We start from the raw sequence: 16,521 nt of genomic DNA on the forward strand, positions 1-16,521 counted from the left end.
ACCACCTCTTTCAACCGCTTCCGATCAACCTGACCAGAGCCACCAACAAAGCTCAACCACCACCTTGTCAGCCCGGCGCATTCTACTCGAATTCGCCACCCGTGCAAGCCTTAAATTTCGCTAACTTCTTGATTTACAAGAGATTTCGCTAAAGGCCTGCGCCGGAGAAGGTGCGCATTATAGGCACTGCAATTCTCACGTCAACGGTTGTTTCAAATTTAGCTTCTGCTGTCTGTTCAACATAAGCAATCTGCGCTGCAGCAATCGACCTTCTATAGTGAAGGGTCTAGTTTCTTCTAACGAAGCCCTACACGCTTTACACTTATATATCCCCCGCGAATCTGCCCAGATGGCCTTCATGCCCCATACAGATACCGACCCGCTTGACCTATTACTGTTACCTACCTGGCTTGTTCCGGTGGAACCGGCCGGTGTTGTACTCACGAACTACGCGCTAGGCGTCAGGGATGGACGCATAGCGCTCATTGCTCCACGTGCGGAGGCAGCTCAATACCCTGCCCGAGAAACTCGCGAGCTTAGCGGAATGCTATTGGCACCCGGATTGGTGAATGCTCACGGCCACGCAGCCATGACCTTGTTCCGCGGGCTCGCAGACGACCTCCCCTTGATGACCTGGCTCCGCGATCATATATGGCCAGCCGAAAGCAAATGGGTGGACGAGGCCTTCATTTATGCGGGAAGCGAGCTGGCCATTGCGGAGCAATTGCAGAGTGGCATCACCTGCTTTTCCGATATGTATTTCTTCCCCGAAGTCGTCACCCAGCTTGTTCACAAGCACGGCGTAAGGGCGCAAATAACCATTCCGGTATTAGACTTCCCCATTCCAGGCGCGCGCGATGCCGACGAGTCGCTGCGCAAAGGCGTAGCGTTATTCGATGATCTCAAGCACCACCCGCGCCTGAATATCGCATTCGGCCCGCATGCCCCCTACTCAGTTGCCGACGACAAGCTGGACAGCATTCGGACCCTGGTGGCGGAAATGGACATAGGCATTCATATGCATGTCCACGAAACGGCGCATGAAGTTGAGGAAGCCATAAGCAAACACGGTGAGCGCCCGCTCGCTCGCCTGGCTCGCCTGCAACTCCTCGGCCCACGCTTCCAGGCCGTACACATGACCCAGGTAAACGACGAGGACATCGCACTGCTCGTTGAGCACAATTGCAGTGTCATTCATTGCCCGGAATCCAACCTTAAGTTAGCGAGTGGTTTTTGCCCTGTCGAGCGCCTGTGGGAAGCAGGCGTGAATGTCGGCATTGGGACCGACGGCGCCGCGAGCAATAACGATCTGGATTTGCTAGGCGAAACGCGGACCGCAGCGTTGCTTGCCAAAGCGGTTGCGGGGTCTGCGACTGCGCTCAATGCCCATCGGGCGCTACGCATGGCTACTCTCAATGGCGCACGCGCTCTAGGGCTGGAGGAACATACGGGCACACTGGAGGTAGGCAAGTTTGCCGACATGGTTGCATTCGACCTGTCACGCTTGGCCCAGCAACCCGTTTATGACCCGGTCTCACAACTGATTTATTCCAGCACTAGAGACTGCGTACGTCATGTATGGGTAGGCGGAAAGCAGCTGCTAGATGATCGCAAACTCACCCGTATCGATGAGGAGCGCGTAATCGCTACGGCCAAAGAATGGGGCGAAAGGATAGGCTCCAGAAAATAAACACGTGCCGATGACCACCCACACCGCGACAAACTGACCTACTCGCAGAGCCTCCATCAGGAGCTCTTCGTCTGACGGAAGCTGGCACCATTAGCGATTAGCGCTCAAGCTTCTCCCTCAAGCTTTCAAATGGAACACACCATGAGCAATGTCGACCACGCTGAAATCGCCAAATTTGAAGCATTGGCCCACCGCTGGTGGGACCGCGAAAGCGAGTTCAAACCGCTGCATGAGATCAATCCTCTTCGGGTTAACTGGATCGACGAGCATGTGTCCTTGGCGGGTAAGAATGTTCTTGACGTGGGGTGCGGCGGCGGAATCCTCAGTGAAGCCATGGCCCAGCGCGGCGCCGCCGTAACAGGAATCGACATGGGCGAAGCCCCGCTGTCGGTTGCGAGGCTGCACCTGCTTGAGTCCGGCCTGGAAATCGACTATCGACAAATCACTGCCGAGGCATTGGCCGAAGAGCAACCCGAGCAATTCGACGTTGTCACGTGCCTTGAAATGCTTGAGCACGTGCCCGACCCCGCCTCCGTTATTCGCGCCTGCTACAAGATGGTGAAGCCCGGCGGCCAAGTGTTCTTCTCCACTATCAATCGCAACCCCAAGGCCTACGCATTCGCCATTATTGGCGCTGAATATGTGCTGCAGCTGTTACCGCGCGGTACCCATGACTATCGCAAATTCATTCGACCATCAGAGCTTGGTGCCTGGAGCCGTGACGTCGGCCTCGAGGTCAAGGATGTCATTGGCCTTACCTACAATCCGCTGACGAAGCACTACAAGCTTTCACCTGATGTGGATGTGAACTACATGATCCAGACAGTACGGGAGGCCTGATGCGTCTGCGCGCAATATTGTTCGACATGGACGGCACGCTGCTCGATACCGCACCCGATTTCATAGCGGTTACTCAGGCCATGCGCACCTCTCGCGGCCTTGATCGCGTTCCTGACCAACATGTACGGGATGTCGTATCAGGTGGCGCGCGGGCAATGGTGCTGAGCGCCTTTGCAGTCGACCCGATGTCGGACGAGTTCGAAACCTTGCGACTGGAGTTCCTGGATCGATATCAAGAACACTGTGCCGTTGAAAGCTGTTTGTATGAGGGAATGGCGGAGCTGCTCGTCGAAATAGAGCAAGCAGGCCTTATATGGGGCGTAGTGACAAACAAGCCGTTGCGATTTGCAGAGCCGATCATGCAGCAGCTGGGTCTGGCATCCCGCTCTGCCGTGCTGGTCTGCCCTGACCATGTCAGCAAGAGCAAACCCGATCCGGAACCGATGACCCTGGCTTGCGAGCAGTTAGGACTGGACCCGGCGACCGTACTGTTCGTAGGAGACGATTTACGCGATATCGAGTCCGGCCGGGCGGCAGGCAGCCGCACTGCTGCTGTGCGTTACGGCTATATACACCCAGATGACAATCCAGACGCCTGGGGTGCGGATATCGTTGTAGAACACCCGCTCGAATTGCGGGCGTACCTCAATCAAGTCTCCACCAGCAACTGACATTCTCATCTTTTTTCCGACTTCACTGTGGGCTTTTCCCACGATCTGCAATGAGGCCTCAGATGTTCCAGTATTCCTCCCGCCCTGACCTGCTCAAGGGTCGGATCATCCTGGTTACCGGCGCTGGCCGGGGAATCGGTGAAGCAGCAGCCAAAGCCTACGCGGCTCATGGGGCGACTGTCCTGCTGATGGGCAAAAGCGAAGAAAATCTCAATCGCGTCTATGACGAGATCGAAGCTGCTGGCTGGGCACAACCGGCAGTGATACCGCTGAACCTTGAGACCGCACTACCCCACCAGTACGACGAGCTTGCCGCGACCATTGAGCGAGAGTTCGGCCGTCTTGACGGATTGCTTCACAACGCCGGAATCATTGGACCGCGCACGCCTATCGAACAACTGTCAGGTGACAACTTCATGCGTGTCATGCAGGTCAACGTCAATGCCGCGTTCATGCTGACCAGCACATTACTTCCTCTGCTCAAGCTGTCAGAGGATGCATCTCTAATTTTCACGTCGAGCAGTGTCGGGCGCAAAGGCCGTGCTTATTGGGGTGGATATGCCGTATCCAAGTTTGCCACGGAAGGCTTGATGCAGGTGCTAGCCGACGAACTCGAGGACACCGGAACCGTCCGCTGCAACAGTATCAATCCGGGCGCAACCCGAACTGATATGAGAGCTAAGGCTTATCCTGGCGAGAACCCAAACGTCAATCCGCTTCCATCGGACATCATGCCGCTCTATCTGTATCTAATGGGGCCAGACAGCATCGGCACAAACGGTAAAGCTCTGGACGCTCAGTAACGCAGACAGGCAAGCGCCTGTTTCCCGGCGCTTCGCTTGGGGTGCCATGTCAATTTGGCATCATTTCGCCGTTTCGCTGGCAGCCGTTTGCCACGTCAGCTGTCAATACACCAGTAACCTGCTGTTTCTTAACGGTTTTTCAAATTGGCATCAAATTCGCATTAGATCAACTACTAGCGCAAACTGCGTTCCGAGGTTGATCCCATGCTGCCCAATAAACAGGACCATTCCACAGTAAACATCCGCGCCGCACATGTCCGTCGGCTGGAGTTTCACGGCAGCCGGACGGCAGCACCCAGTAGGCGGACACTTGCGGAAGTGTTGCTAAGCCTTCCATTGCGTCTGCAAACCAGCCTCGAAATTGACCGGATCCTGGGATTCTTCCTAGAAGAAGCTCAGCACCTGCTGCCGCTTAGTGGACTTACTTACCACCATTCCGAGACGGACTTTCATCTTCAGCTCGGACAGCCAGTCGAAAGCAACGACGTCAGCTATTCACTTTTCCATCAGGGCGAGAGCATCGGTGAACTCAGCCTATTGAGTAATGAAGCCATTCCCGAGTGGGCATTGGATCAGGCTGAGCAGCTGATAAGCTGTACGTTGTTCCCGCTACGCAACGCGCTGCTATACCGCAGGGCGATCCAGGCGTCGCTGAAGGACCCACTGACCGGCGCGGGTAATCGCATAGCGTTGGAGCAAGGACTGGTGCGGGAAACAGAACTGTCGCGGCGACACGACCAGTCCCTGTCAGTCGTGATGCTCGACATGGACCATTTCAAAGCCTTGAACGACACATATGGCCATCAGGCAGGCGATGCTGCGCTGAAAGCAGTGGCGCTGCTGCTCAAAGAACAGTTGCGCAATGTCGATATGGTGTTTCGCTTTGGCGGCGAAGAGTTCGTTCTCGTGCTATCCAACACTGGGGCCGAGGCGGCTTTAGTCGTAGCGGAACGTATAAGAGCTGCAGTACAAACGCTTTGCCTGCTTGTTGGCGAAAAACAGGTGCGTCTGTCGGCCAGCCTCGGGTGCGCCACCTTTATGCCAACCGAATCTCACGAGCAATTATTGAGACGCGCTGACGTTGCCTTGTACCAAGCCAAACGGGACGGCCGTAATCTCACGCGTATCGCCTCAGCATAGGAAGCCTGTCCGCGAAAGGTGCCAAAAAGGCGGGCCATTACGGCACCGCCTTACACATTTCGGCGCTAACGCAAGATCAGGGACGCTTGCCGCGGTCGCCTCGGCCGAACCCAGGTCGCTGACCTTCTGACGCGGGCGGGCCGCCGCGCTTGGCAGGGGATGGCTTGCCACGGCCACGTCCTGCTGCGCCAGGACGCTCCGCAACAGGCGTACCACGACTCGGCTTGCTGCGCTCGTCTGCATCGCGAGGCTTACGGACCGGCTTATCGTCACGCGAACGACGGCCGGCGTCGCCGCCACTGGGTACATCCGCCTCGTGTGAAGAACGAAGGACTCGAGGCCGACGATCGCCACGTCCGATAGGCTTGGCTACCTTGCGTTGCATTCGATCGATCTTTTCCTTGGTCTTGGCCTTCATGCCCGGTAGCGCGACTGGCTTGAGGCCAACTTCCTCGCTGAGGATGTCAACTTCGCTCTGAGACATTTCGCGCCAGCGGCCCATGGGCAAATCGGATGTCATGAACACCGGACCGAATCGCACACGCTTCAATCGGCTGACGACAAGCCCTTGGGACTCCCACAGACGGCGGACTTCACGGTTGCGACCTTCCATTACGACGCAGTGATACCAGTGGTTAAAGCCCTCACCACCAGGCGCTTGCTGGATGTCAGTGAAGCGTGCCGGCCCGTCTTCAAGCATGACGCCGGTCTTCAGACGCTCGATCATCTCGTCATCGACCTCACCGCGTACCCGGACCGCGTACTCACGGTCCATTTCATACGAGGGATGCATCAAACGATTCGCCAGTTCGCCATCGGTCGTGAACAACAGCAAGCCGGTCGTATTGATATCGAGACGGCCGATGTTGATCCAGCGGCCCTCTTTCGGGCGCGGCAGGCGATCAAAAACAGTGGGGCGCCCTTCCGGGTCGTCGCGCGTACAGATCTCGCCATCGGGTTTGTTGTAGATCAGCACACGGCGGACTGTCTCAGAAGCTTCTTCGCGCTTGAGCAGGCGGCCGTCAACAGCGATGGCGTCATGCAGATCGACACGCTGGCCGAGCGTTGCGATGGTACCGTTGACCTTTACACGGCCAGCGGCGATCCAGTTTTCGACATCGCGGCGCGATGCAAGGCCGAGACGAGCAAGGACCTTCTGCAGCTTCTCGCCGTGAGCAATATGAGGGGTTGTATCTTCGTGTTCGGTCATCTGGGCACCTCCCGGTGTGGCAGTTCCGATAGAAAGGCCGCGCACTATACGCGGGCCGGCCTGCCAAAGCACTAGGGAGGTTAGCAGCCGAACCGCGTTACGTTCGAGCGCGGCCAGTCCTACCGTCGATTGATCAAGCGTTATTCAGCGCAGCCAGAGCGTCAGCTGTAGCTTTCTGAATGCTGGCCCAGTCTCCATTCTTAAGCGCTGCGCCGTCGATCATCCAGGTTCCACCCACACACATGACGTTCGGAAGCGAAAGGTACTGAGCGGCATTTGCCGCATTCACGCCTCCGGTGGGACAGAAGCGCACGTCAGCGAATGGCCCGCCCAGCGCTTTAATGGCGGCAACACCACCGCACACTTCGGCTGGGAACAGCTTGAAGCGACGATATCCCAGTGCATAGCCACGCATGATGTCGGACGCATTGCTGATCCCAGCCAGCAGCGGCACAGAGCAGTTCACTCCGGCTTGCAGCAGCTCGTCAGTAGCGCCGGGCGATACGATGAACTGCGCACCAGCTGCCTCGACCTCATCCATCATGCGCCTGTCCAGCACCGTTCCTGCCCCAACGCAAAGATCAGGGCGTTCCTGGCGAAGGCGCCGTATCGCCGTCAGGCCGTGAGCAGAGCGCAATGTGATTTCAAGAGCCTTGAGACCACCCGCCGCAAGCGCATCGGCCAATGGCAGGATCTGCTCCTCGCTGCCAATCGTGATTACCGGAAGGATGCGCGCTTCGGTACAGATCTGTTCGATCTGAGCGTTTTTCTGTTCCATGTTCATGGGCAAAGATCCTCGGCCCTCAGGGGCACCAATAGATTTCCAAAGGAGAATGCAGAAATGCGCGAATGGGCATTTGCATCGGTTCGAGGCTCAGGGCCTGTTGCAGTGTTTCGAGCTTTTCCGATCCCTGAATGGACAGTATTTGCGTGCGTGCCGAGACCAGGAGCGGATAGGTCATGGTGATGCGCTGTTGCGGCTTGGACGGCGCCAACATCGGCAGGCAGCGCTCTGTGCCGTCCGGATCCAATGCCTGCTCGAGCATCGGACTGGCAGGAAACAGCGACGCGGTATGACCATCGCTGCCCATGCCTAGTACCAACACATCAATGGGCTGCCGAAGGCTGGAGAGCTTCTGACCAGCCTGGTGTGCGGCCTGATCGAGTGATTCGGCGGGCTGAGACAATCCAATCAGCTGCGCTTCGGCCGCTGCGTTCTGCAACAGATGCCGACGCAGCAGACCCTCATTACTGTCTGGATCGCTGACGTCTACCCAGCGCTCGTCGGCCAGGCTGACCTGGACGCGCGACCAGTCAAGTTCGCATGTGGACAGCGCCTCGAAGAACGCAATGGGGCTTCGCCCACCGGATACCACCAAACTCGCCCCGCCCTGCTGGCTCACCGCATCATCAAGCGCGCGAGCGACACGCTCAGCCAGCGCCTGCGCCATATGCGCTGCGTCTTTGAAGCTTTGAGATCCGACTTCAGCCGGAAGCGGCAAATCAGAGATCGCCATACCAAGACCTCCCGTCACGAGTGATAAGTGCGATGGATGCAACTGGACCCCAAGAACCTGCCGGATACGCTTTTGGCGCATCGCCCATGCGTGACCACCCATCGATCAGCTGATCACACCATTTCCAGGCGTACTCAATTTCATCCTTGCGGACGAAAAGATTCTGGTTGCCCTGCATTACCTCGAGCAGCAATCGCTCGTATGCATCCGGAATGCGGGAGCTCTTGTAGGTTTGGGAGAAGTTGAGTTGCAGAGGCCCGCTGCGTAAATGCATTCCCTTGTCGAGGCCCTGCTCTTTGGTCATTACCTGCAACGAAATGCCTTCGTCCGGCTGCAAGCGAATGATCAACCGATTACTGATCAGCGAGCGCTGTTCGGGGGCGAAAATATAGAAAGGCGGCTCTTTGAAATGAATGACAATCTGCGAAACCTTTTCGCCCATGCGTTTGCCCGTGCGCAGGTAGAACGGCACGCCTGACCAGCGCCAGTTGCAGATGTCAGCACGCAGAGCAACAAAAGTTTCGGTGCTGCTCTCCGCATTGGAGTTCTCTTCTTCGAGATAGCCGGGCACCGCCTTGCCGCCGACCGAACCCGCGACATACTGGCCGCGCACTACTTGCTGGCCGATGCGCTCGGGCGTGATCGGAGCCAGCGCTTTGAGCACCTTCACCTTCTCATCACGGATGCTGTCGGCAGTGAGATCGCTCGGCGGGTCCATCGCGATCAGGCACAGGAGCTGGAGCAGATGGTTCTGGATCATGTCGCGCAGCTGTCCGGCCTGATCGAAGTACCCCCAACGCCCCTCGATGCCAACTGTCTCCGCAACCGTGATTTCCACGTGGGAAATATGGTGCTGATTCCATTGCGTTTCGAACAGACTATTGGCAAAGCGCAGCGCAATCAGGTTCTGCACAGTTTCCTTACCGAGATAGTGATCGATTCGGTAAATCCTCGTCTCCGGGAAGTACTGGGCAACCGCATCATTGACCACTCTGGACGATTCGAGGTCATGGCCGATTGGCTTCTCCAGCACTACGCGGGCCTGATCAGCCAACCCAGCCGCTGCGAGATTTTCACAAATAGCGCCGTACACCGAAGCAGGCGTAGCGAAATAGGCAATCAACGGCAAGTCCGGCGACACCACCTGAGCGAGGGCCGTGTAATCCTGGGCATTACGGAAATCCATTGTCAGATATTCCAGCCTTGCGCCGAACCGGGATAGGGTCTCCTCATCTAACTGCGCCGCTGGGACATACCGACGCAACGCCTGTTCGATCCGATCGAGGTGTACCGCTGAATCTCCGATATCGCGCGAGAGCGCCAAGATGCGGGTGTCACGATGGAGCAGCCCCGCTCGATCAAGCTGGTAAAGTGCTGGGAACAGCTTGCGTAGCGCCAGGTCGCCCAGCGCGCCGAACAAAGCAAAGGTAGTTGCGTCAACAGTAATAGCAGGCATGTTTTTTATACTAACCAAATTAGGCTGCGTGACAGGTTGTTGCGCACATTTTAAGCACATAATGTTGTTATTAAAACAACATATCGTGATTTTTTCGCGTCATGAACAGCTGCCGAAAGCCGCTGCAAACGCGAGCCCTTGAAAGAAGAGACATGGATCGCATGAAAAATCTCTTGGAACAGATAAAAAATCGGCTAGACGAACTGAACAAGGCCGAACGGAAAGTTGCGGAAGTCATCTTGAGCGATGCGCAGCAAGCCACGCGTTACAGCATCGCTGCACTGGCGCAGGCGGCAAAGGTCAGTGAGCCGACCGTCAATCGGTTTTGTCGGTCATTCGGCGCAGCGGGTTACCCTGCTTTCAAGATCCAGCTGGCACAGAGCCTGGCTAGTGGCGCGGCCTACGTCAGCCGCGCCGTGGAAGCTGACGACGGCCCGGAGGCTTACACGCGAAAGATCTTCGGCAGCACTATCGCTTCGCTCGACAGCGCCTGTCAGGCGATAGATCCGCAGGCAATCAGCCATGCCGTGGATCTGATGATCCAGGCGCGTCAGATTCACTTCTTTGGGCTGGGCGCATCATCCTCGGTGGCACTGGACGCACAACACAAGTTCTTCCGATTCAACTTGCCAGTAACTGCCCATAGCGACGTGCTGATGCAGCGAATGCTGGCATCGGTTGCACATACCGGCGACTTGTTCGTAATCATTTCGTACACGGGGCGTACCCGCGAGCTGGTCGAGGCAGCGACGATGGCGCGCGACAATGGCGCCTCGGTACTGGGATTGACGGCAGCAGGCTCTCCCTTGGCGAAGGTCTGCACCCTGAGCCTGGATATCCCCCTGCCGGAGGACACCGATATCTACATGCCGATGACGTCGCGCATCATCCAGCTGACGGTGCTCGATGCACTCGCGGCGGGCGTGACACTGCGCCGTGGGGTCGATTTTCAACCGCACCTGAGAAAGATCAAAGAGAGCCTGATGGCGACTCGCTATCCGGCCGAAGAAAACTGATTTACTTCTTTTTCTTCTTCGCCTTGCCAAGGCCTTTGAGCCGCTCGGCGGCCACTTCGTTGACCGCCTTGCGCTCTTTGTTCTTCATGCCTTTCCAGGCCTTCATCTCGTCCCGGCTGCGACCGCAACCGATACAGATGTCGTCCTTGAGCTTGCAGATACTGATGCACGGATTTTTAGCCTTGTCGCCCAAAACCACCTCCGGTAAAGCTGGGACCCTACCGCTAAGTAGAGGCCCACGCTGCCGGGAGGTTCTAAGCGATTTTGGCTATCGTTCCGATCAGTCCCACCAGTACTCGACCTGAACACCGAAGTTGGAGCCGTGCTGGGCATTGCCAAACGCACCGGTTTCAGACAGTGCGCTACCGGCTGCCATCAAGTTGGCCGCTTGCTGCGCCGCATCGTTCCACTGGGCATAGGTGTAATACAGACGCACTTCAGGACGTGACCAGAAGTCCGGGCCGGCAGGCGACCAGGTTGGCGCAACGGTGAACTTGGTCAGCTTACGGGTTCCTTCCGGAGCATCGATCTGGTCGTGGCCAACTTCTGCCACCAGCTTGAATTGATCGGTGAGTGCATAAACCGGCCGGACGCCCACGGAGATCCAATCCTGATCGCCGCCATCCTGACGCTTGTCCTTCTGATAAACAGCTTGGAACTGCCCACCGAAACGGGGCGTGACCTGCCAGTCGAAGAACTCGACCACGCGCCAGCTCTTATCGCTGCTACCAAGCGTGACGTCTCCGGTGTAGCCCAGCCCGGTGCCGGGACCTTCCCCATATTGAACCGCAAAGGTATTGCTGCCACCCAGGAAGCCAACCTGCTGATGCTGAGCCGTTACAGCCCAGCCGCTATTGGAGTCGCTCTGATCAGGATCATCGATGTAGCTGACCCCGAACTGCAGCTCGCCGTCAGGATTGGATTTGAAGCCCCCAACGTTGAAATCGTGACGGTTGATGTACTCCTTCTGAAACACGCTGTCCTTACGGGAGAAGGCATAGCTATATTTCAGACCGCCGATTTCCATATCTTCGATACCGGCACCGGTGGCGCTCTGGTTCCAGTAATAGAAGTCGGAAATGTGAATATCGTTCCGCTTGTAGAATCGCCGTCCGGCCCACAACGAACCGCCGTTGAGCGCAGGCATCTTGCTCCACTCAGCATAGGCCTGCACCACGCGGGCAAAGCCATGATCGCCAGTGAACCTGGGCGTGTGGTCGTACTCGTTGTATAGCGCAGCCATGCCCTCGATGCTGAATACAGAACCGTCGTTCATCGTGACCAGGTCATGGCGCAAGCCCAGCTCCGCGTACTGCTCGCACTCGTTACCAAGGCGAAACTTTGAAGGTGCGCCAGGCAATTGGAAACAGGCCTGCGAATCACTGCCGCTCGATTCGCCGACGCCGCTGCGAACATATCCGTTGAAGTCCAGTGCATGGACCGCAACAGGCATGGCGAGGCTGGCCAGCGAAACCGCGAGGCCCAGGCGTGTGGTTTTTTTCATATCCGCTCCAATTAGCTTCTTATTGTTGTTACTGCTGTTGGATCGAGCCGAACACGGCTCTCCTTACGATCCGCAAGCTCGCACAGGCGAGCTGCGTTTCGACTTTCTGGCATTTACGGTGTTCGCCCGTATCGCCGAAAAACCATGCACATCAATAACATTCGAATGAAACCTGTGCCGGTACGCAGATATACCGCGACCAAGCCTTTTTCCCACTCGAACTCATCGGGCCATCAAACGGGTAACGGTGCCATTTTGCCCGGTCGAGCCATTGTTTCTGACGACCCCCAGCCTCTCGCCTGTTTTGGCATCGAACAACAGCACCTTGTCCGGTTCGAATTGCAGATTCAGGCTGACACCCGGCGCAGGCGCCGAATCAGGCGCAAGCCGGACGCAGACCTTTGTCTGGTTCAGCTCGACGAAAACCATAGTGTCCGGGCCTGTAGGTTCCACTACCTGCACTTCTGCGCGCAGAGCAGGCAGGCCTCCCTCGGTGCCCAGACTGATCTGCTCGGGGCGAATGCCTAGAATCACCTCGCGACCTTCAAGCGATTCGCCTTCGGCAAGCTGCAGCGGCAGCTCGCAGCGATCCTGCCCACTGTCGAGCACCGCACGCCAGGTCGAACCTTGCTTGTTCAGCCTAAGGGGGATGAAGTTCATCGGAGGAGATCCGATGAAGCTCGCCACGAACAGATTCGCCGGGTTGTTGTAAATCTCTTTCGGCGTGCCGAATTGCTGGACGATACCGTCCTTCATGACCGCCACCTTATCGCCCAGCGTCATGGCTTCGATCTGGTCATGGGTGACGTAGACCGTGGTGGTTTTCAGACGCTGATGCATCAGCTTGATTTCAGTACGCATCTCGACGCGCAGCTTGGCGTCGAGGTTGGATAATGGCTCGTCGAACAGATAGATCTTCGGTCGCCGCGCAAGTGCCCGGCCCATGGCCACACGCTGCTGCTGGCCGCCGGATAGCTGCGAGGGTTTACGACCCAGCAAGTGTTCGATCTGCAGCAACTTGGCGACGCGTGATACTTCTTCCTCGATCTTTGCCGCCGGGATCTTGCGCATCTTCAGGCCGAAGGCAATGTTCTCCTGCACGGTCATGGTTGGGTAAAGCGCGTACGACTGGAACACCATGGCGATGTCGCGATCCTTCGGGCTGGCAGAGCTGATATCAGCCCCATCGACCCGAATCTCTCCTCCCGAAATGTCTTCGAGCCCTGCGATGCAGTTCATCAGCGTCGACTTGCCGCAGCCCGACGGGCCGACCAGGATCAGGAATTCACCATCCTCGATTTTAAGATCGATGTCTTTCAGCGTTTCATTGGCGCTGCCGGGATAACTCTTGCGGACGTTACAAAGTTCTAGTGCAGCCATGGTCGCTCTCCTAACCCTTGACCGCGCCGGCCGTAAGCCCGCGCAGGAAATACTTGCCGGCGAGGATGTACACCACCAGCGTTGGCAGCCCGGCGATCATCGCCGCAGCCATATCGACGTTGTATTCCTTGGCGCCCGTGCTGGTGTTGACCAGGTTGTTCAGCGCCACAGTGATCGGTTGCGTGTCACCGCTCGCAAACACCACACCGAACAGGAAGTCGTTCCAGATCTGGGTGAACTGCCAGATCAGGCAAACCATGATCGTGGGGATCGACATCGGCAGCAGAATCCGCCCGAATATGGTGAAGAAGCCCGCCCCATCGAGGCGCGCCGCACGGATCAGCGCGTCGGGGACGCTCACGTAAAAATTTCGGAAGAACAGAGTGGTGAACGCCAAGCCGTAAACCAGATGCACCAGCACCAATCCGGGGGTCGTGTTGGCGAGTCCGAGCTGACCCAGGGTGAATGAGGCTGGAAGCAGGATCACCTGGAACGGCAGAAAGCAGCCGAACAACAACAGTCCGAAGAACAGCTGCGAGCCACGAAACCGCCACATGGCCAAGACATAGCCATTGAGCGCGCCAAGCAGCGTCGAGATGATCACCGCCGGCACCGTGATCTTCACCGAGTTCCAGAAATAACCACCAACCGCGTCCCACGCCTTGATCCAGCCAATAGCGGTCATCACATCGGGCCACGACAGGAGATTGCCGGTACGGATGTCTTCCGGAGTCTTGAAGCTGGTCAACAGCATTACCACCAGCGGCACCAGATACACGGCTACCGCAATCAGCAAAGTCGCGTAGATCGCCACCCGGCTAAATGTCAGGCGCTTGCGCCCTACCAGACTAGTCATGGCGCTTGTTCCTCAATTCCGAATACAGGTAAGGCACGACGATTGCCATAACGGCCCCGAGCATCAGGATGGCGCTGGCAGCGCCGAGTCCCATTTGCCCACGAGTGAAGGTGTGGGCGTACATGAACATCGCGGGAAGATCCGAGGCGTAGCCGGGGCCACCTGCTGTCATTGCAGCTACCAGGTCGAACGCCTTGATGGCGATATGCGCAAGGATCATCAATGCGCTGAAGAAAACCGGACGCAGGCTCGGCAGAACGATACGAAGATAGATACTCGGTAGGCTGGCGCCGTCGATCTGCGCCGCGCGCACGATGGACTGGTCGACGCCACGCAACCCGGCCAGAAACAACGCCATGACGAAACCCGACGCCTGCCAGACGGCAGCGATGACCAGGCAGTACACGACCCGATCCGGATCCACCAGCCAGTCAAAACGAAACCCTTCCCAGCCCCAGTCGCGCAGCATCTTGTCGATGCCCAGCCCGGGGTTGAGCAACCACTTCCATGCCGTACCGGTGACGATCATCGATAGCGCCATCGGATACAGGTAAACGGTGCGTATGAAGCCTTCACGGCGTATACGCTGATCCAGCAAAACGGCGAGCAGCACGCCGATGGTAAGGCTGATGGTGATGAACAACCCGCCGAATACCAGCAGATTCTTGCTTGCCACCCACCAGCGATCATTGTTCCAGAGGCGCTCGTACTGCAGCAGGCCGACCCATTTATAGCTGGGCATGAAGCGTGAGTTGGTGAACGAAAGCAGGAACGTCCAGAAGATGTAACCGTAGAAACCGACCAGCACGATGAGCATGCTCGGCGCCAGGACCAGCTTGGGTAGCCAGGACTGCAATGCATCGAGCGGCGAGGCCTTGGTCAGCCGGGACGGCTTGGTGATGACAGCGGTTGAGCTCATGGTTGGCTCCGGACGAATACAGATCGCATGACGCGGTTCCAATGCTGATTACGAGGCATGACCTTCCCATCGCGGCCGATCATCGATCGGCCGCCGGGTTACGATGCCGAAGGCATCAGTCGTGTGTAAAAAAGGGCCGCGGAATGCGACCCAAAGCCCTACTGAACCGCTTGAATCGCCGCAGCCAATTGCTGCGCCGCCTTCTTCGGATCGGCAGCAGGGTCGTTGAAGAAGTTGGTGACGACGTCAAAGACCGCGCCCTGGACGTAGCTGGATGCTGCCATCCCATGGGCCAGACTCGGCACCAGACCCGGCCCTTGCGCTGCCGACTTGAAGTCCTTCATCGACTGCTGGGCGCAGACGTCGAATTCGCTCATGTCCTGATCCAGGCGTACCGGAATGGAGCCTTTGTTCTGGTTGAAGAATTGCTGGAATTCAGGCTCCAGAACAGTCCGTGCCAGGTCCTGCTGCGCTTGACGGTTATCGTCGTTGCTGAGTTTGAACATGGCTAGCGAGTCGATGTTGTAGGTAAAGCTACCTTCAGTTCCGGGGAACGGCAGGCACTTGTAATCTTCACCTGCGATCTTTTCTGCTGCGCTCCATTCGCTCTTGGCCCAGTCGCCCATGATCTGCATGCCGGCCTTGCCGTTCATCACCAGCGCGGTAGCACTATTCCAGTCACGGCCTGCAGCGTTGTTGTCGACATAGCCACGCAGCTTCTTCAGCGCGGTAAAAGCTTCGACCATCTTGTCGCCGGTCAGCACGTTGCGGTCGAGATCGACGAACGCCTTGCGGAAGTCTTCCGGGCCGAGCACCGCCAAGGCAAGGTCTTCGAAGACGGTACCGTCCTGCCAAGGCTGACCACCGTGGGCCAGCGGCATGAAGCCAGCCGCCTTGAGCTTTTCTGCCGCAGCAAAGAATTCGTCGAGGGTGGTAGGCGGCGTAGCGCCCGCCTTTTCGAATACTTCGGGATTGATCCACAGCCAGTTGACCCGGTGCACGTTGACCGGCACCGCCACGTAATCACCGTCATATTTCATGGCGGTGGAGACCTGCTTGGGCAGTAACTCGTCCCATTTGGCTTTCTCAGCCACATCATTGAGATCGGTCAGCAGACCCAGCTCGCCCCATTCCTGGATATCGGGACCCTTGATCTGGGCAGCGGCAGGCGCGTTGCCGGAAACGGCACGGGTCTTCAACACGGTCATGGCGGCTTCGCCACCGCCGCCGGCTACGGCGAAATCCTTCCAGGTATGGCCCTGCTCTTCCACGAGTCGCTGAAGGGTGTCTGCGGCGCGCTTCTCGCCGCCCGACGTCCACCAGTGCAGAACTTCAACCTCACCGGCGTGAGCAAAGGGTACGAGGGAGGCCAGGGAAACAGCAGTAACAAGACGATGTATTGCGTTCATTGGTTTTCCTTTCTTGTTGTTATCGATGCAAGTCTTCGCTTGCGCTGCACCGATTCTAGGCGCGAGTTACATCGCGCCGGGTAACGAAGGGATATCGAATCGTCACCGCT

General features: G+C 57.5%; 16 protein-coding genes. 6 read left to right on the forward strand and 10 right to left on the reverse strand.

Annotated elements, in window-relative coordinates; genetic code table 11:
- Positions 1-358: 358 nt before the first annotated feature.
- The 5 genes from EA797_RS08300 (at position 359) to EA797_RS08320 (ending at position 5,144) form a co-directional block, all read left to right on the forward strand.
- On the forward strand, positions 359-1,690 hold the full coding sequence (locus tag EA797_RS08300; protein ID WP_122166184.1) for a TRZ/ATZ family hydrolase: 1,332 nt from the start codon (positions 359-361) through the stop codon (positions 1,688-1,690).
- 141 nt (positions 1,691-1,831) lie between these two features.
- Positions 1,832-2,530 carry a bifunctional 2-polyprenyl-6-hydroxyphenol methylase/3-demethylubiquinol 3-O-methyltransferase UbiG gene (gene ubiG, locus EA797_RS08305; protein WP_122164755.1) on the forward strand — a complete coding sequence of 233 codons (699 nt, stop codon included), beginning with the start codon at positions 1,832-1,834 and terminating at the stop codon, positions 2,528-2,530.
- The gene (gene mupP / locus EA797_RS08310) at positions 2,530-3,201 is read left to right on the forward strand and encodes an N-acetylmuramic acid 6-phosphate phosphatase MupP (protein WP_122164756.1); all 672 of its coding nucleotides are present in this window, start codon (positions 2,530-2,532) and stop codon (positions 3,199-3,201) included. Before ubiG ends, mupP begins: the two co-directional genes overlap by 1 nt.
- 62 nt (positions 3,202-3,263) lie before the next feature.
- Positions 3,264-4,004, forward strand: a complete 741-nt coding sequence (locus tag EA797_RS08315) for a YciK family oxidoreductase (protein ID WP_122164757.1) — start codon at positions 3,264-3,266, stop codon at positions 4,002-4,004.
- Between the two features lie 204 nt (positions 4,005-4,208).
- Positions 4,209-5,144, forward strand: a complete 936-nt coding sequence (locus EA797_RS08320; protein WP_122164758.1) for a GGDEF domain-containing protein — start codon at positions 4,209-4,211, stop codon at positions 5,142-5,144.
- A gap of 76 nt (positions 5,145-5,220) precedes the next feature.
- Here the strand turns inward: EA797_RS08320 and rluB are convergent, their stop codons facing one another.
- The 4 genes from rluB to zwf form a co-directional block, all read right to left on the reverse strand.
- Positions 5,221-6,354, reverse strand: coding sequence for a 23S rRNA pseudouridine(2605) synthase RluB (rluB, locus tag EA797_RS08325; RefSeq protein ID WP_122164759.1), 1,134 nt, complete (start codon positions 6,352-6,354; stop codon positions 5,221-5,223).
- Between the two features lie 133 nt (positions 6,355-6,487).
- Positions 6,488-7,138: a bifunctional 4-hydroxy-2-oxoglutarate aldolase/2-dehydro-3-deoxy-phosphogluconate aldolase gene (locus EA797_RS08330; RefSeq protein WP_122164760.1), complete on the reverse strand. Its 651-nt coding sequence runs from the start codon at positions 7,136-7,138 to the stop codon at positions 6,488-6,490.
- 19 nt (positions 7,139-7,157) lie between these two features.
- Positions 7,158-7,871, reverse strand: a complete 714-nt coding sequence (pgl, locus tag EA797_RS08335; protein ID WP_122164761.1) for a 6-phosphogluconolactonase — start codon at positions 7,869-7,871, stop codon at positions 7,158-7,160.
- Positions 7,858-9,327 carry a glucose-6-phosphate dehydrogenase gene (gene zwf, locus EA797_RS08340; protein ID WP_122164762.1) on the reverse strand — a complete coding sequence of 490 codons (1,470 nt, stop codon included), beginning with the start codon at positions 9,325-9,327 and terminating at the stop codon, positions 7,858-7,860. Before zwf ends, pgl begins: the two co-directional genes overlap by 14 nt.
- A 152-nt stretch (positions 9,328-9,479) precedes the next feature.
- Between zwf and EA797_RS08345 the strand changes: the two genes are divergently transcribed.
- A complete protein-coding gene (locus tag EA797_RS08345) occupies positions 9,480-10,343 on the forward strand; it encodes a MurR/RpiR family transcriptional regulator (protein WP_122164763.1) in 864 nt (287 codons plus the stop codon).
- Between the two features lies 1 nt (position 10,344).
- On the opposite strand, the gene EA797_RS08350 is transcribed toward EA797_RS08345, so the two are convergent.
- The 6 genes from EA797_RS08350 to EA797_RS08375 all read right to left on the reverse strand — a co-directional run bounded on the left by EA797_RS08350 (position 10,345) and on the right by EA797_RS08375 (position 16,411).
- Positions 10,345-10,536, reverse strand: coding sequence for a DUF1289 domain-containing protein (locus EA797_RS08350; RefSeq protein ID WP_122164764.1), 192 nt, complete (start codon positions 10,534-10,536; stop codon positions 10,345-10,347).
- An 87-nt stretch (positions 10,537-10,623) separates the two neighbouring features.
- The gene (locus EA797_RS08355) at positions 10,624-11,847 is read right to left on the reverse strand and encodes a maltoporin (RefSeq protein WP_122164765.1); all 1,224 of its coding nucleotides are present in this window, start codon (positions 11,845-11,847) and stop codon (positions 10,624-10,626) included.
- A 222-nt stretch (positions 11,848-12,069) separates the two neighbouring features.
- The gene (locus EA797_RS08360; protein WP_122164766.1) at positions 12,070-13,227 is read right to left on the reverse strand and encodes an ABC transporter ATP-binding protein; all 1,158 of its coding nucleotides are present in this window, start codon (positions 13,225-13,227) and stop codon (positions 12,070-12,072) included.
- 10 nt (positions 13,228-13,237) lie between these two features.
- Positions 13,238-14,083 carry a carbohydrate ABC transporter permease gene (locus EA797_RS08365; protein ID WP_122164767.1) on the reverse strand — a complete coding sequence of 282 codons (846 nt, stop codon included), beginning with the start codon at positions 14,081-14,083 and terminating at the stop codon, positions 13,238-13,240.
- Positions 14,076-15,002 carry a carbohydrate ABC transporter permease gene (locus EA797_RS08370; protein ID WP_122164768.1) on the reverse strand — a complete coding sequence of 309 codons (927 nt, stop codon included), beginning with the start codon at positions 15,000-15,002 and terminating at the stop codon, positions 14,076-14,078. Before EA797_RS08370 ends, EA797_RS08365 begins: the two co-directional genes overlap by 8 nt.
- A gap of 158 nt (positions 15,003-15,160) precedes the next feature.
- Positions 15,161-16,411 (reverse strand): ABC transporter substrate-binding protein, encoded by a 1,251-nt coding sequence (locus EA797_RS08375; protein ID WP_122164769.1) that lies wholly within the window; start codon positions 16,409-16,411, stop codon positions 15,161-15,163.
- Positions 16,412-16,521 lie beyond the last annotated feature (110 nt).

Origin of the sequence: Stutzerimonas zhaodongensis (assembly GCF_003696365.1) — a bacterium.
Lineage (GTDB): Bacteria > Pseudomonadota > Gammaproteobacteria > Pseudomonadales > Pseudomonadaceae > Stutzerimonas > Stutzerimonas zhaodongensis.

Coding starts and splice junctions, on each gene's coding strand:
- EA797_RS08300 (WP_122166184.1), top strand. CDS start 359: ATGCCCCATACAGATACCGACCCGCTTGACCTATTACTGTTACCTACC.
- ubiG (WP_122164755.1), top strand. CDS start 1,832: ATGAGCAATGTCGACCACGCTGAAATCGCCAAATTTGAAGCATTGGCC.
- mupP (WP_122164756.1), top strand. CDS start 2,530: ATGCGTCTGCGCGCAATATTGTTCGACATGGACGGCACGCTGCTCGAT.
- EA797_RS08315 (WP_122164757.1), top strand. CDS start 3,264: ATGTTCCAGTATTCCTCCCGCCCTGACCTGCTCAAGGGTCGGATCATC.
- EA797_RS08320 (WP_122164758.1), top strand. CDS start 4,209: ATGCTGCCCAATAAACAGGACCATTCCACAGTAAACATCCGCGCCGCA.
- rluB (WP_122164759.1), bottom strand. CDS start 6,354: ATGACCGAACACGAAGATACAACCCCTCATATTGCTCACGGCGAGAAG.
- EA797_RS08330 (WP_122164760.1), bottom strand. CDS start 7,138: ATGAACATGGAACAGAAAAACGCTCAGATCGAACAGATCTGTACCGAA.
- pgl (WP_122164761.1), bottom strand. CDS start 7,871: ATGGCGATCTCTGATTTGCCGCTTCCGGCTGAAGTCGGATCTCAAAGC.
- zwf (WP_122164762.1), bottom strand. CDS start 9,327: ATGCCTGCTATTACTGTTGACGCAACTACCTTTGCTTTGTTCGGCGCG.
- EA797_RS08345 (WP_122164763.1), top strand. CDS start 9,480: ATGGATCGCATGAAAAATCTCTTGGAACAGATAAAAAATCGGCTAGAC.
- EA797_RS08355 (WP_122164765.1), bottom strand. CDS start 11,847: ATGAAAAAAACCACACGCCTGGGCCTCGCGGTTTCGCTGGCCAGCCTC.
- EA797_RS08360 (WP_122164766.1), bottom strand. CDS start 13,227: ATGGCTGCACTAGAACTTTGTAACGTCCGCAAGAGTTATCCCGGCAGC.
- EA797_RS08365 (WP_122164767.1), bottom strand. CDS start 14,083: ATGACTAGTCTGGTAGGGCGCAAGCGCCTGACATTTAGCCGGGTGGCG.
- EA797_RS08370 (WP_122164768.1), bottom strand. CDS start 15,002: ATGAGCTCAACCGCTGTCATCACCAAGCCGTCCCGGCTGACCAAGGCC.
- EA797_RS08375 (WP_122164769.1), bottom strand. CDS start 16,411: ATGAACGCAATACATCGTCTTGTTACTGCTGTTTCCCTGGCCTCCCTC.